The sequence below is a fragment of the Methylobacterium persicinum genome (assembly GCF_022179525.1).
In the GTDB taxonomy this organism is placed as follows: Bacteria; Pseudomonadota; Alphaproteobacteria; order Rhizobiales; family Beijerinckiaceae; genus Methylobacterium; species Methylobacterium persicinum.
On record NZ_BPQX01000033.1, the window covers coordinates 122,838 to 137,532 of the forward strand.

General features: G+C 66.1%; 13 protein-coding genes and 1 tRNA gene. 6 read left to right on the forward strand and 8 right to left on the reverse strand.

The features are described 5' to 3' along the window. Positions 1-7: 7 nt before the first annotated feature. Positions 8-724 carry a GntR family transcriptional regulator gene (locus MFF22_RS14460; RefSeq protein WP_238249667.1) on the reverse strand — a complete coding sequence of 239 codons (717 nt, stop codon included), beginning with the start codon at positions 722-724 and terminating at the stop codon, positions 8-10. Between the two features lie 148 nt (positions 725-872). Here MFF22_RS14460 and MFF22_RS14465 point away from each other — a divergent pair, with 148 nt between their 5' ends. The 3 genes from MFF22_RS14465 (at position 873) to pyk (ending at position 4,980) form a co-directional block, all read left to right on the forward strand. Further along, on the forward strand, positions 873-2,171 hold the full coding sequence (locus MFF22_RS14465; protein ID WP_238249668.1) for an MFS transporter: 1,299 nt from the start codon (positions 873-875) through the stop codon (positions 2,169-2,171). 50 nt (positions 2,172-2,221) lie between these two features. Then, a complete protein-coding gene (locus MFF22_RS14470) occupies positions 2,222-3,301 on the forward strand; it encodes a tartrate dehydrogenase (protein ID WP_238249669.1) in 1,080 nt (359 codons plus the stop codon). A gap of 266 nt (positions 3,302-3,567) precedes the next feature. Continuing rightward, positions 3,568-4,980: a pyruvate kinase gene (gene pyk / locus MFF22_RS14475; RefSeq protein WP_238249670.1), complete on the forward strand. Its 1,413-nt coding sequence runs from the start codon at positions 3,568-3,570 to the stop codon at positions 4,978-4,980. Positions 4,981-5,066: 86 nt separating this feature from the next. Here the strand turns inward: pyk and MFF22_RS14480 are convergent, their stop codons facing one another. From MFF22_RS14480 to MFF22_RS14495, 4 genes are all read right to left on the reverse strand, one after another. Then, the gene (locus MFF22_RS14480; protein WP_238249671.1) at positions 5,067-6,803 is read right to left on the reverse strand and encodes an L-lactate permease; all 1,737 of its coding nucleotides are present in this window, start codon (positions 6,801-6,803) and stop codon (positions 5,067-5,069) included. 494 nt (positions 6,804-7,297) lie between these two features. After that, positions 7,298-7,372: transfer RNA gene (locus MFF22_RS14485), tRNA-Gly, on the reverse strand. A 59-nt stretch (positions 7,373-7,431) separates the two neighbouring features. After that, a complete protein-coding gene (locus tag MFF22_RS14490) occupies positions 7,432-7,623 on the reverse strand; it encodes a hypothetical protein (protein WP_238249672.1) in 192 nt (63 codons plus the stop codon). A 211-nt stretch (positions 7,624-7,834) separates the two neighbouring features. Next, the gene (locus MFF22_RS14495) at positions 7,835-8,701 is read right to left on the reverse strand and encodes a methionyl-tRNA formyltransferase (RefSeq protein WP_238249673.1); all 867 of its coding nucleotides are present in this window, start codon (positions 8,699-8,701) and stop codon (positions 7,835-7,837) included. Between the two features lie 143 nt (positions 8,702-8,844). Here MFF22_RS14495 and MFF22_RS14500 point away from each other — a divergent pair, with 143 nt between their 5' ends. Further along, complete coding sequence (locus MFF22_RS14500; RefSeq protein WP_238249674.1) at positions 8,845-10,443, forward strand: cryptochrome/photolyase family protein; 1,599 nt, start codon at positions 8,845-8,847, stop codon at positions 10,441-10,443. Here the strand turns inward: MFF22_RS14500 and bcsS are convergent. Next, on the reverse strand, positions 10,410-11,138 hold the full coding sequence (gene bcsS / locus MFF22_RS14505) for a cellulose biosynthesis protein BcsS (protein ID WP_306424678.1): 729 nt from the start codon (positions 11,136-11,138) through the stop codon (positions 10,410-10,412). The two genes, MFF22_RS14500 and bcsS, sit on opposite strands and share 34 nt — an antisense overlap. A 290-nt stretch (positions 11,139-11,428) precedes the next feature. Between bcsS and MFF22_RS14510 the strand changes: the two genes are divergently transcribed. After that, on the forward strand, positions 11,429-12,031 hold the full coding sequence (locus MFF22_RS14510) for an exopolysaccharide biosynthesis protein (RefSeq protein ID WP_283206180.1): 603 nt from the start codon (positions 11,429-11,431) through the stop codon (positions 12,029-12,031). Positions 12,032-12,113: 82 nt separating this feature from the next. Here the strand turns inward: MFF22_RS14510 and ldtR are convergent, their stop codons facing one another. Both ldtR and MFF22_RS14520 read right to left on the reverse strand, forming a co-directional pair. After that, positions 12,114-12,623: a transcriptional regulator LdtR gene (gene ldtR / locus MFF22_RS14515; protein WP_238249676.1), complete on the reverse strand. Its 510-nt coding sequence runs from the start codon at positions 12,621-12,623 to the stop codon at positions 12,114-12,116. A 272-nt stretch (positions 12,624-12,895) separates the two neighbouring features. Continuing rightward, the gene (locus tag MFF22_RS14520; RefSeq protein ID WP_238249677.1) at positions 12,896-13,354 is read right to left on the reverse strand and encodes a DUF6163 family protein; all 459 of its coding nucleotides are present in this window, start codon (positions 13,352-13,354) and stop codon (positions 12,896-12,898) included. A 270-nt stretch (positions 13,355-13,624) separates the two neighbouring features. Here MFF22_RS14520 and hemB point away from each other — a divergent pair, with 270 nt between their 5' ends. Next, positions 13,625-14,680: a porphobilinogen synthase gene (gene hemB / locus MFF22_RS14525; protein ID WP_238249678.1), complete on the forward strand. Its 1,056-nt coding sequence runs from the start codon at positions 13,625-13,627 to the stop codon at positions 14,678-14,680. The last annotated feature ends 15 nt before the right edge of the window (positions 14,681-14,695 follow it).

Sequence of the window (14,695 nt, forward strand, 5' to 3'; positions counted from 1 at the left end):
CTCGAGGCTACAGGTGCTTCAGGCCGAAACTGTCGAGGAGCGGCAGAAGCTCGTCCCGTGCCCGCAGCCGATGGTCGTGGACACGGGCCAGGGCTTTCGCCGGATCTCCTTCAAGAATCGCCGCGATGATGGCCCGGTGTTCCTCCACCGACGCTTCCAGTTCGCGACGAAGCTTGAGCGTGAGCATGCGGGCTCGGTGCGATTGGTCGTTGATGGTCTGGATGATGCGAGTCATCCGCCCATTGCCCGCCCGCTCGACCAGGGCCTTGTGGAACCGGGCATCGGCGAGCCCCCATGCGGGCAGATCACCTCTGCGCCACGCTTGAGACATCGCCTCGGTCTCGGCGGCGAGCGCTGCCGCGACGGCCTCGCGCCCGGCATCCGGCTGGTCGGCGAGGAGCTCGGCGGCCCGGCCCTCTATGGCGACGATGACGTCGTAGATCTCGCGGACGTCGTCGGGAGCCAGTGCGCAGATCAGGACGCCCCGCCGGGAGAGCACCCGCACCAAGCCGTCTTCCTGGAGGCGGATCACAGCCTCGTGGACGGGCGTGCGGCTCATGCCGAGCCGGAGGGCGATCTCCTGCTCGGAGGCGTGGTAACCCGGGGCGAAGCTGGAATCGAGGATCGCCTGCTTCAGGGCCGCGTAGGCCCCGTCGACCAGCGATGGGCTTTTCTCAATGTCCTGATCCTTCGCAGCGTGTCCTGCCGCGCGGGTCCGTGCCATCGTGCCCTCCCCTATCCCGTTTTCGTACCAGCTTCCATGCAAGGTTCAATACGGACTTGACACGCAAGCACGATATGGGCCCTTTTATGCCAACATGCATGCAAGTTGGCATACAGAACCGACGCATGCGGTCCGTCTGGAGGGAACGATGGAAATGTCGCTCGAACGAGCGACCATGCGGCGCGTATCGTGGCGCTTGGTCCCGTTTATCTGCCTGCTCTACTTCATCGCCTTCATCGACCGCGTAAATATCGGCTTCGCCGCGCTGACGATGAACAAAGACCTCGGCCTTACATCGGCGGTCTTCGGCTTCGGCGCCGGTATCTTCTTTTTCGGATATTTCTTGTTCGAGGTGCCGTCGAACATCGTCCTCGACAAGGTCGGTGCGCGCCTGTGGATCGCCCGCGTGATGATCACCTGGGGTCTCATCTCGGGGGCCTTCGCCTTTGTGAAGGGCGAGTACGGCTTCTATGCCCTGCGCTTCCTGCTCGGGGCGGCAGAGGCGGGCTTCTTCCCCGGCATCATCCTGTATCTGACCTACTGGTTCCCTGCCCGCTACCGCGCCGGTGTCGTCTCGCTGTTCATGGCCGCCGCGCCGGTCTCCGTGATTATCGGCTCGCCCCTCTCCAGTGCGCTCCTCGGAATGGAAGGGACCCTCGGCCTGCACGGCTGGCAGTGGATGTTCATCATCGAAGCCATCCCGGCCACGCTGCTGGGCATCGTCGTGGTGTTCTACATGACGGATCGGCCCGAGAAAGCGACGTGGCTGCCCGAAGACCAGCGCGCATGGCTCGTCGCGGAGATGAATGAGGAGCACGCCCAGAAGGCCGTGGTGGCCAAGCACGGGATCATGGCCGGCATGGCCGACAGTCGCGTGCTGGCGTTGGCACTCATCTACTTCGGCACCTCGGCGGGGCTTTACACTCTCGGGATCTGGGCGCCGCAGATCATCAAGAGCTTCGGGCTGTCCACCCTCGTTGTGGGCTTCCTCAACGGCGTGCCGCCGACGATCGCCGTCATCGCGATGATCCTGTGGGCGCGGCACTCGGACAGGACGGGCGAGCGGACGTGGCACGTCGTCATCGCCTGCCTCGTCGCCGCCGTCGGGCTGCTGTTGGCCGGGGGGGCCGCGTCGACCTTGGCCGTCGTCGCCGCCCTCACCCTCGTCAACTGCGGCATCAGCGCGGCCAAGCCGCCCCTTTGGGCGATGCCGACGACGTTCCTGTCCGGTCAGGCGGCGGCGGTGGGGATCGCCGCTATCAACTCGATCGGCAACCTCGGCGGCTTCATCGGCCCCTGGGCGATCGGCTGGATCAAGGATCGCACGGGCAGCTTCGCGGGCGGTCTGATCTTCGTCGCCGGGCTGCTGCTGCTCTCGGCCATCCTCACCCTCGTCGTCGCCCGGTCGGGGCGCCGAGCCGCTGCCGCCGACGCCGTGGCGCACTGACCTTCACCCACCCCCCACAGACCCGACCTTACCCAATACGGAGACGTATCGTGACGAAAACCTACAAGATCGCCGCCATCCCCGCAGACGGTATCGGCGTCGAAGTCATCGCCGCGGGTATCGAAGTGCTCGATGCCCTGGCGGAGAAGACAGGGACGTTCCAATTCCATTTCGATCACTTCGATTGGGGCTCGGACTACTACAAGAAGCACGGGGTGATGATGCCCGCGGACGGCCGCGAGCAGATCCGGCACCACGACGCGATCTTCTTTGGTGCGGTAGGCGCGCCGGACGTGCCGGACCACATCACCCTCTGGGGCCTGCGACTCGCCATCTGCCAGCCCTTCGATCAGTACGCGAACGTGCGTCCGACCCGGATCCTGCCCGGCATCACCAGCCCCCTGCGCAACGTGTCCGGTCCGGAGCTCGACTGGGTGATCGTGCGGGAGAATTCGGAGGGTGAGTATGCCGGCGTCGGCGGTCGCGTTCACCAGGGTCACCCGGAGGAAGTCGCCACCGATGTCTCGATGATGACCCGGACGGGCGTCAGCCGGATCATCCGCTACGCGTTCAAGCTGGCACAGAGCCGCCCGCGCAAGTTCCTTACGGTTGTCACCAAGTCGAACGCCCAGCGCCACGCGATGGTGATGTGGGATGAGATCGCCGCCGAGGTCGCCCAGGAATTCCCGGACGTGACCTGGGACAAGATGCTGGTCGACGCCATGACCATGCGCATGGTCTGCAAGCCGGAGACCCTCGACACCATCGTCGCCACGAACCTTCACGCCGACATCCTGTCGGATCTCGCCGCGGCGCTGGCCGGCTCCCTCGGCATCGCGCCCACCGCCAACATCAACCCCGAGCGCAAATTCCCCTCGATGTTCGAGCCGATCCACGGTTCGGCCTTCGACATCACCGGCAAGGGGATCGCCAACCCGGTCGCCACCTTCTGGACCGCCTGCCAGATGCTGGAGCACCTCGATGAGAAGCCGGCGGCCGACCGGTTGATGCGAGCCGTGGAGCGCGTGACCGCCGATGCCAGCCTGCACACGCCGGACCTCGGCGGTCGGGCGACCACCCGTCAGGTCACGGATGCGGTGATCGCCGCGATCCAGGGCGACAACGAGTAAGAACGGTGCCGGCGCGGGAGCCGGGAGGCCTTCTCTCGGGCTCGCGCCGGCAACCTCGACGCTGCCCCATCGATGGCGGCCAGACCCCGGGCCGACGCCCGACATCGTGAATAGGAAGGCCGGTCCCTCCCTCGCCGAACGGCGCGGACGGGGCTAACCTAAGCGCGTGCCTTGCGTGCCCCGCCAGCACCGACTCCTCCGCGATCCGGATAGGCTTGCACCCGCAACCGAACCAGAGGCGGCCGTTTCCTTCGGCCGGATGCGTCATGCGCCGTCACCGCCATGCCAAGATCGTTGCCACCGTCGGACCGGCGAGTTCAACGCCTGAGAAGTTGAAGGCCCAGTTTCTCGCCGGGGTGGACACCTTTCGGCTGAACTTCAGCCACGGCACCCAGGATGACCATGCCAGGGTCCACGCCGCCATCCGCGCCCTCGAGCGGGAGGTCGACCGTCCCATCGGGATCCTTCAGGATCTGCAAGGCCCCAAGATCCGCGTCGGCACGGTTCGGGATGGGCGGCTCGACCTCATGGCCGGGGAGACGGTGCGTTTCGTGCTCGACGGCGCGGAAGGGGACAAGCAGGCCATCCCCCTCCACCATCCCGAGATCTTCGCCGCGGTCGTGCCTGGGCAGGAACTGCTGATCGACGACGGGCGCGTGCGGGTGCGCGTCACCGGGCTCGACGCGACCGCTATCACCGCTCTGGTCGTGACCGGTGGGGCCGTCTCCAACCGCAAGGGTGTCAATCTGCCCGGCACGCTGCTCGACCTGTCGCCGCTCACGCCGAAGGACCGGGCCGATCTCGCCTTCGGCCTCGAGCTCGGCGTCGATTGGGTCGCCCTGTCCTTTGTCCAGAAGCCCTCCGACATGATCGAGGCCCGCGGGCTGATCGGCGAGCGCGCCGGGCTGCTCGCCAAGATCGAGAAGCCCCAGGCCTTGGAGCGGATCGACGACATCATCCGCCTGTCCGATGCGGTGATGGTTGCCCGCGGAGACCTGGGCGTCGAAATCCCGCACGAGGATGTCCCCGGCCGGCAGAAGGAGCTGATCCGGGCCTGCCGCCTCGCGGTGAAGCCGGTGATCGTCGCCACGCAGATGCTCGACTCGATGGTCGGTGCGCCGGCCCCCACCCGGGCGGAAGCCTCGGACGTGGCGACGGCCATCTACGACGGCGCGGACGCGGTGATGCTCTCGGCGGAGTCCGCTACCGGGCAGTTCCCCGTGGAAGCCGTGTCGATGATGGACCGTATCATCCGCAGCGTGGAAGGGCATAAGCTCTACCACTCGATCGTAGCCGCCTCCGATCCGGGCGAGGAGGAGACGCCGCCCCATGCTGTCGCCACCGCCACCGCCGAGCTCGCGGAGGCGCTCCATGCCAAGGCGATTGTGACCTACACAGCCAGCGGCACGACGGCCGCCCGCGTGGCACGCAAGCGCCCGGAGCCGCCGATCCTGGCATTAACGCCGAACCTCGCCACCGCCCGCCGGCTATGCCTGCTCTGGGGCGCTCACTCTGTCCAAACCGAGGACGTAGACAGCTACGAGGAAATGACCGCCAAGGCGGCCCACTACGTCCAGGCAGAGGATTTCGCCCGCCCCAACGACTACATCGTCGTCGCAGCGGGCATTCCGTTCCACACCACCGGCAACACCAACAACATCCGTGTCATCCAGGTCTGAACGGAGGATTAAGACCCCTCCCCCCATCCGATCGCGGCGGAATGCCGGGCTGCGGCCCCTCCCGCGGGAAGGGGCCGCCCGCTGTTTCAGTGCGCGGCCGGGACGGCAGCGGGGACGTCGATCACCATGTGCTGGAAGAACGGCACGTACGCCTGCAGCATGACCAGGATGCCGACGAGGCAGGCGAGCGCGATCGAGTGCCAGAACACGAAGCGCAGGATCTTGCCTTCCTGGCCGAAATAGCCGGTGGCCGTCGAGGCCACGACGATCGACTGGGCATCGATCATCTTGCCCATGACGCCGCCCGACGAGTTCGCCGCCGCCATCAGCACGCCCGGAAGGCCGAGTTGCTCGGAGGTGATCCGCTGCAGGCCGCCGAACAGGACGTTCGACGCCGTGTCGGACCCCGTCAACGCCACGCCGAGCCAGCCGAGCAGCGTTCCGAAGAACGGATACAGGATGCCCGTGCCGGCGAAAGCGAGGCCGAGGGTGGCATCGACGCCCGCGTAGCGGGTGAGGACGCCCAGCGCGAGCATCGCCGCGATGGTGATGAGCGAGAAGCGCAGCGCCCAGATCGTCTCGAGATAGGCCATCACGAGCCGCAGCGGCGAGAACCGCATGATCAGGCCGGAGATGATCGCCGCGATGAGCACACCCGTCCCGGTGAAGGACATGTAGGTGAATAGGAACACCGCGCCCTCGGGCACCGGCTTCGGCACGACCGGGGGCACCTTCATGATGACGTTGTGAAGGCCCGGCACCTCGTATTTCCAAGTGAACAGGGGGTTCACGATACCCTTGAACCAGCCGGTTCCCCAGATCGCCACGATGATCGAAAGGATGATCCACGGCACCCAGGCCATCAGGATTTCACCCTGGGTGGCGGTGCGGGTGCCGGTATGGACCGGCGGGCTGCCGGGAACGCCGGCGCCGAGGGCCACGGGCCGGGGCTGCCCAACGGCGAGCGATGGATCATGCCCGCGAAGGGCCGGCGAAGACCAGATCTCCCGGGGCTGCCAGACCTTCAGGAACAGGACGAGGGCCAGCATCGAGGCGAGCGAAGCCCCGATATCGACAATCCAGGGATTGACGTAGTTCGAGATCAAAAACTGGGCGACCGCGAAGGACGCGCCGCAGACCAGGATCGGCGGCCACACCCGGATCATGCCGCGGAAGCCCGCGAACACCCAGATCAGCCAGAACGGCACGATCAGCGAGAACAGCGGCAGTTGCCGGCCGATCATCGCGCCGAGGATTTCGGGCGGATAGCCCGTCACCGACGCCAGACCCTGGATCGGTGCGCCGAGCGCGCCGAAGGCGACCGGCGCGGTGTTGGCGATCAGAGACAGGCCGGAGGCGGCAAGCGGCGAGAAGCCAAGGCCGATCAGGATCGCCCCCGTGACGGCCACCGGCGTGCCGAAGCCGCCCGCTCCCTCGAAGAAGGCGCCGAACGCGAAGGCGACCAACAGAAGCTGGAGGCGCCGGTCGGCCGTGATGCCCGCCACCGATTGCTGGAGGATGGCGAACCAGCCCTTCTCGACCGTAAGGCGGTAGAGGAAGATGACGTTGAGGATGATCCACCCGATCGGGAAGAAGCCCGTCACCATGCCGAGGATCGCGGCACGGGTCGCGAGACCGGCCGGCATGCCGAAGCCTACGACGGCGACCAACAGGGCGAGGCCAAGGGCGATGACGGCCGCGAGATGGGCCTTCACGCGACCGCTGGCGATCATGGCGAGCAGCGCGATGACCGGTACCGAAGCGGCGAGTGTCGAGAGCCATGGGCTCCCGAACGGATCATAGACCTGATTCCAGGTTTGCAACGGGCGTCCTCCCACTTCCGGTCTGGGCCGATTTGCGGCCTAGCTAGCAGAGGGTCTGGGCATACTCAACATGCTGCATTCTAAATTCGAGCCGAGCTACGCAAGCTAGCTTCGAAGCGGGAAAACCTCATGCAAAACAGCAAGTAAGTGGAACGTGTGTAACCGAATGAAGCAGCATTGATCTTCCTCCAATGCTGGTCGAGGCCGAGTTGCCGTAAGCGGCATGTTGTCTTGGCGATGCGCCCGGCGACCATCATGCGGACGGATCGCGTGCCATCGAGCCAAAAAATGCGTGCTGGGAACGTGGCATGAGGCGACGGCTCTGACCCGCGTCCCTTGCCAAAGCGTCATTGCGCGCGCAGCGAAGCAATCCCGGGATATGCATCTCCCTGAATCGTCCCGCTACCCTGGCTTGCTTCGCTGCGCTCGCAATGACGCTGGGAATGCAAGCGCCCTGATCGCCTGGGCCCGGCGGAACGCTGGCTATCGGGGAGTGGAGCGGGCGATCGGGATCGAACCGACGACATTCAGCTTGGGAAGCTGACGTTCTACCACTGAACTACGCCCGCGCAGGGAGTGGGATTATGCCCTCCGCTCAAGCCTGTCCAGCCCAAAATGCGCGGGCGTTTCACCGCCTGGGAAGAACGGCCATGACAACCGACGCGGCGACGCCCGAACCGAGGACGCGCAGCACAGCGTGGGCCGGATGCTCGGGGGAAACGACCAGCCATTCGAACAGGCAGCACCCGACCACGAGGGCCATGCCCGAGACGATGACAGCTTCACCGACGGTCGAAGGTTCCTCCGGTTTCCGTCCCATGCCGTGCACTCCCCCTCGCGGCACACCCCGACGGAGCGAATCCCCAGCACGTGACATTCTCAGAAGCCGCGACTGACCGGCACATCCCGGCGCCGCCCCTCGAAGCAGCTTCTAAATAGTGATCGTTGGGAACGGAAGATCGGACTTTTGTATAACGACGACGCTATTCACAACGCTCATGCGCAATGAATTGTATTCGCGCGCTCGCGTTTCAGCGCCCAAGCTGCACCGCATCGATGACGGACACCGGCGACCAGCGCAGGATCTGGATGAAGCCGTCCCGCGCCGCCACCACGAGGTGGCGCCTGTGCCGATGGACGATCGTCCCCGGGGCATGGTCGTGCGCTTCGGTCCAGCCGTGGGCCTCCGCCACGAAGGCCCGGACGTCGCCGAGGCGGGCGAGCGTCTCGACGGTGCCGAAGGCGCGCACACGCCTGAGGATCGGTTCGACATCTTGACGGAAATCCAGCGTTCGGTCCGCGTCGCTCGCCCGTGCCCAATAGGAACCGTCGCCCTGCGGCTCCGCACGCTTCCAGCGGTTCGGAAGGTCCCGCGCCAGCGGGCCGGCCGCGAGGCGGGTGGCGGACATCTGGCACTTGGCCAGGAGCGATTCATGCGTTTCCCGCGCGCTTGTGCGGAAAATCTCCTGGGCGAGGATGTCGCCCGTATCGAACCCGTTCTCGGCGAGGACATGGGCCGTGACGCCCCAGGTCTCGTAGCCATCGAGGATGGCCCGGAACAACGGGTAGGGGCCGCGGCCGGTCGGGAGCGGCGATGGATGCAGATTGAGGGCGTAATTCGCTTTTCCCCGCCACCCACGGATCAGCCACGGATAGCCGGCGACGACGAGGGCCCAATCGCGGCCGTGGGTCGCGTGCAGGGCATCGAGATCCGCCTGCTGGATCTTCGAGAGCTGAATCGGGATCCGTGCCGCGCGGGCCTGGGCCACCACCGTGTCGTTGTGATCGTAGATGCCGTCGCAGGGCCGGGTGAACAGCTTCACCGGCGTCCAACCCGCTCCAATCAGCGCCTCGAAGACGCCGCCGAGGAAATCGATGCCGGCAAAGGCGAATTTCATGGGTGGCCTGCGACTTCGTGGTTCGGGAAAGGCCGGGTACGCCCGGTACCGTGAGGAACCGGCCCGTCTTACCGTGATTTCGGGCCGCGCGGGAACAAGGGCTGTCGCGATGCCCGGCCCGGGCGATAGGGAGCAGAATTGTGGTGAGCCGATCCACCGGCAGCACGGCGAAGAAGGGGGGGCACCTGCGCCTCGTCCTCGGCGATCAATTGAACCGGCGCGTGTCGAGCCTCGTGGATCTGGACCCGGACAACGATGTCGTTCTGCTGGTCGAGGTGCGGGACGAGGCGACTTATGTCCGCCACCACAAGCAGAAGATCGCCTTCCTGTTCGCGGCCATGCGACATTTCGCGGCCGAGTTGCGTGAGGAGGGCATCCACGTCGATTACGTGCGCCTCACCGATGACGGCAACACCGGCAGTTTTACCGGGGAACTCGGCCGGGCCTTGGAGCGCCATTCGGTCCGGCGCGTGGTGGTCACTGAGCCCGGCGAATGGCGCGTCTGGGCAATGATGCAGGGCTGGCGCGACACGCTGTCGGTCCCGGTCGAGATCCGGCCCGATAACCGGTTCCTCTGCCCCCGGGAGGACTTCGCCCGGTGGGCGCAGGGCCGCCACCATCTGCGGATGGAGACCTTTTACCGCGGCATGCGCAAGCGAACGGGCCTGTTGATGGAGGGGGGCGAACCCCTCGGCGGCCGTTGGAACTTCGATGCGGAGAATCGCAAGCGCCTGCCGAAGAATCACCGTCTGCCCGACCGGATGGGATTCCAGCCGGACGGCATCACACGGGACGCCATCGCCCTCGTCGCGAAGGAATTTTCCGATCACTTCGGCGATCTCGGCGCCTTTTCCTGGCCGGTCACCCGGGCGGACGCCCTAGCGGCCCTGAAGCACTTCATCGACCATTGCCTGCCGACCTTCGGCGATTATCAGGACGCGATGAAGGCCGGCGAGCCGTTCGTCTACCACGCCCTCCTCTCCCCGGCATTGAATGCGGGCTTGCTCACCGCCGAGGAGGTCTGCAGGGCCGCGGAGACGGCGCATCGCGAAGGTGCGGTGCCCTTGCATTGCGCCGAAGGTTTCATCCGGCAGATACTCGGTTGGCGAGAATATGTCCGTGGGCTCTATTGGGCGCGTATGCCCGAATACCGGGACACGAACGCGCTGGACGCGTCCCGGCCGCTCCCGTGGTTCTACTGGTCGGGCGAGACGAAGCTGAATTGCCTCCGCGAGGTCGTCGGCCAGACCCGCGATCACGCCTATGCGCACCATATCCAGCGCCTGATGGTCACCGGCAATTTCGCCCTGATCGCCGGGCTCGATCCGGCCGAGGTCGAGGAATGGTACCTCGTGGTCTTCGCCGACGCCTATGAATGGGTGGAACTGCCGAATGTCCACGGGATGGTGCTGTGGGCCGATGGCGGCGTCATGGGCTCCAAGCCCTATGCTGCCTCGGGCGCGTATATCGATCGGATGTCCGATTACTGCCGGGACTGCGCTTACGACGTGAAGGTGAAGTCGGGGCCGAACGCCTGCCCGTTCAATTACCTGTACTGGAATTTCCTCATCGAGAACGAGGAGAAGCTGGCGTCGAACCAGCGGATGGCCATGCCCTACCGGACGCTCGCCGGGATGGACGACGCCCGGCGGGATCGGATCCGGCAGGATGCCGCGACCTTCCTCGCCACGCTGTCGCCTGACGCGGATCACCAGGGCGCCCAGGCGGAAACGGCGAGGTAGGGCGATGGCGCGTGGCGCCCCGTTTCCCACTGCAATCCCACCGAAAGACGAAGCTTGATGTCGGCCAGGGCGACATCCGTGGCATGGACGCCCGCCGCCGCCTTCCGGTAGCCCGTGGCATCGAGATAGGCGCTTCCCTCCGGCCCGAGATAGGCGTCCCACAGGCGGTAGCCCCAGGCGATCCGTCCCCAGCCGTCGCCCCGCGCCGTCCCGGCGATGACGGTCCCCGTAACGAGCGACAATTCCGTGGGCCGCAACCATGCCTCCGCTTGGAAGCGCAGTCCCTCACGGGTCTCGAAGGTGACGGGACCGACTTTCTCGACGACGGTCTCGCCCCCGAGAAAAGCGGCGACGACACCCTCCGGCAAGTACCACTGGTAGCCGAGCAGCGCCGAAGAGATCCCGGTCTCTCGGAGCAGCGTGTGATTCCGGCCACAACCACAGGCAATCCGCTCGCCTCTCACCCCACCGCCGACGGTCAGGAGCGACAGAAGTCCGTCTTCCGCCAATGAGCCGGCCGCAATCTTCGCCCCAGCGGAAGCGAATGTCCCCGCTCCGCCGTCCAAGCTGCCGAACAGGAGCGTGTCCAGCTCCGCAGCTTCTGGTTCGGCACAAGTCAATACTGACGGGAGCACGAGAAAGCCGACGCGGCATAAGCCACGCGAAATCGACTTGGAGGACGATCGTGAGCGCACAACTTGCCCCCACGGGGTTTTGCTGCTCTTAGTTCGCGCCCACGTTCGAAGGCAAGATATGAACCGCTATATCCTCAAAATATTTTGCAATGAGTTGTCTTTTTTGAAAGTATCATAGTGCGGTTGCGGTTGAAAACTTGAGGTATTATGTTCTTTTTATGTCCGTAACGTCAAGTTTATTTGCCGCCATGTTTCGACGTGACGAAATACGGCGGCATCGGCTGCAACCCTTGGCTCGGGCGGCGATCTCGGATAGAGCCCGCGCCAAGACAGCGAAGGTTGGACAGGACGTGTCTTACGGTGCTCGCACCTCGGACGTCCTCACCGTGCTTGCGAGCCAGGAAGGCGAGCGCCTCACGGTGGCGGACATCGTGGCGGTCCTGCGCGACCGGGCATTTGCCCTGCTCGTCGTGCTGTTGGGCTTGCCAAATTGCCTTCCCATGCCGCCGCCGATCCCCCTCGTCTGCGGTCTTCTGCTATTGCTCGTCGCCATCCAGATCGCGGCGGGGATGTCCGCACCCTGGTTGCCCCGGCGGTTGCTTGGTCAGTCGATCAAACAGTCGGACGTCAAGCGCGCCGTCACGAGGGCCGTGCCGATCCTCAGACGCTTGGAACGGTGGTCGCGGCCGCGCCTGAGCGTCTTCGAGACGGCGATCGGCATGCGAGGGATGGGCGTGGCCCTGCTGGCACTCGCCCTGGCGCTAATCGTCGCTGCGCCGCTCATCGGTCAGATCCCGCTTGGCCTCGCGGTCTGCCTCGTCGGGCTCGGCTTGGTGGAGCGCGACGGCATCGTGGTCCTGGCTGGGTTGGCTGTCGGCCTTTTCGGCGTGGCCATCAATGCGGGCTTCGCCTACGCCGTCATCGCGGGCATCGCCGGTCTGCTTCACCTCTGATCCGGGGAATTCTCCCCCAGAAGCGGCCGCCTGCCGGGTGAACCCGGGCGGCGGTCGCGGCCGTTGTCATCCTTGTCGCGCCCTAGAGACGGTAGCGGATCTGGTCGGTCCAGAACCGCTCCAGACGGCCGAGGGCGCGGTTGAGCCGCTCGAAATCGTCGTCCGAGATGCCGCCGATCGGCGCGATCGTGCGGGAATGCTTGTCGTAGAGTTGCTGCACGATGTCGTGGATCTGGCGCCCCTTGTCGGTGAGGCTGATGCGCACGGAACGCCGGTCGGTCTTGGACCGGGCATGGTGGAGGTATCCGGCCTCCACAAGCTTCTTCACGTTGTAGGACACGTTGGAGCCGAGATAGTAGCCCCGGGTCCGCAATTCGCTGGCGGCGAGTTCGCTGTCGCCGATGTTGTAGAGCAGGAGCGCCTGGACGCTGTTGACGTCCTCCCGGCCGCGCCGCTCGAACTCGTCCTTGATGACATCGAGCAGCCGGCGATGCAGGCGTTCGACGAGATGCAGGGCTTCCAAGTAGGAGTTGTGCGGCTGCGCGGGCTCTTCGGAAGCGGCGGGCTGGGTTCGTGCGCTCTGGCTTTTCATCGATGCAATCCCTGATGGACGTTGCGGTGTTCGTATGGGCCGTCACCGCTTATGTTGGCAAAGCTATCGCCGGGGAATGAAAGACGATTTAAGCGGCAAGATGAATTCCTGATTTACCTGTGTGAGTAAAGACAAACTGAATGAATTAAAGGAAGATTTCGTTCACCCTCGCCGGTGAAGCCCGGCAGCATTGCGGAAAGCTTTCGGCAATCCTGTCGGGGAGGGGCAGCGCTGCGGGAGGGCCGGCGGGTCCTGCCTGTCCATGCCAGACGTCAGCGATTTTCCTTGGCCGCCAGCCACGACAACAGGAAGTAGATCAGCACGACGAGGACGCCGAAGATCAGCAACGGTGTCGAGATGGGCACGAGTTGCGGCGTGAGGATCGCGAGGGTGAGCCCCGATGTCACCGCCAGCAGCCATAGGACGCCGCCCCAGGCGCTGGTCAGCCACAGGCCGCTCGCCGCCACGGCGTCCACGACGGCGAAATACACGATGGCCGCCTGCCGGCCGAACGGCTCGGCCTCGAAGGGCTGCGCGCCGGGGCGCACGTCGAGGATCGTGGCCCAGGCGAAGATCGCCTTGGCGAGCCAAGCGAGGGCGGTCAGGCGCATGAACCAGATGAGCGCCGTGTCCCAGGTGCTGGGCGGGGGCGAGGCGTCGCGCTCGATCCGGTCGCCGAGCAGGCTTCCCGGGCGTGCGGGCTTGCTGCGCAGGGGGATCAGGCCGCGCAAGGTGCCGCGCTCCGCTGGGTTGGGCTCCGGTCGGTTGTCACGTCGCTCTCTCCCCGGTGCGCGGGCCGCGCCCTGTCCAGAGGGGGTTGAAGCCCGTCCGACCTGCGCCGTCAACGCGCGGCAGCCCTGCCTTGCGATCGGCGGCTTGGGTCGGTCCCATACGGCGTGCTACGCGGAGGCGTCGGAACGCGATGCCTCCGACGCCTGTCGCGGCCGTCCCGCGGGAGCCTCCCGCCCGGCCGCCTCTTCGAGCCCCGGACACCCGCGCGCATGTCGGACAGAAACCCGGAACCCCGCCCCCTCGCCTATGCAGCCGTGCGGGAGGACAACCGCAGTGGGGGGCTCGGCCTTACCCAACGTCCCCGTCGTAATCGGAAGGCGGAGTGGTCCCGTCGCCTCGTCCGCGAGCATACCCTCACGGTCGATGACCTCATCTGGCCGATGTTCGTCATCGAGGGCGAGGGCAAGCGCGAGCCGGTGGCCTCGATGCCGGGGGTCGAGCGCCTGACCGTGGACGAGATCGTCCGCGACGCGGAGCGCGCCGTCCGCCTCGGCATCCCGGCCATCGCGTTCTTCCCCTTCACCGATGCGAGCCTGCGCGACCCGGTGGGCTCGGAGGCGCTCAACGCCAAGAACCTCGTCTGCAGGGCGGTGCGAGCCGTGAAGCGCGAGTTCCCGGAACTCGGTGTCGTCACCGATGTCGCCCTCGATCCGTACACCAGCCACGGCCATGACGGTCTGATGAGGGACGGCGCCATCCTCAACGACGAGACGGTGGCCGTCCTCGTGGAGCAGAGCCTGATCCAGGCCGAGGCCGGGACTGATGTCATCGCGCCTTCGGACATGATGGACGGGCGAGTCGGCGCCATTCGCCGCGCCCTCGACAAGGCCGGATTCCTCGACGTCCAGATCATGGCCTACGCGGCGAAGTACGCCAGCGCGTTCTACGGCCCCTTCCGGGATGCGATCGGCACGAAGAGCGCCCTGGTGGGCGACAAGCGCACGTATCAGATGGACCCCGGCAACTCCGCTGAAGCACTGCGCGAGGTCGCCCTCGACCTTGAGGAGGGGGCCGACTCGGTGATGGTGAAGCCGGGCTTGCCGTACCTCGACATCATCCGTCGGGTCCGCGACACGTTCGAGGTGCCGACCTTCGCCTATCAGGTTTCGGGTGAGTACGCGATGATCGAGGCCGCCGCGCGCAACGGGTGGCTCGATGGCGAGCGGGCGATGGTGGAGGCGCTGCTCGCCTTCAAGCGCGCTGGCGCGGACGGGGTGCTGACCTACCACGCCCCGCGGGTGGCGGAACGGCTGCGGGCCCTCTGAGCGTCCCGATTCCGG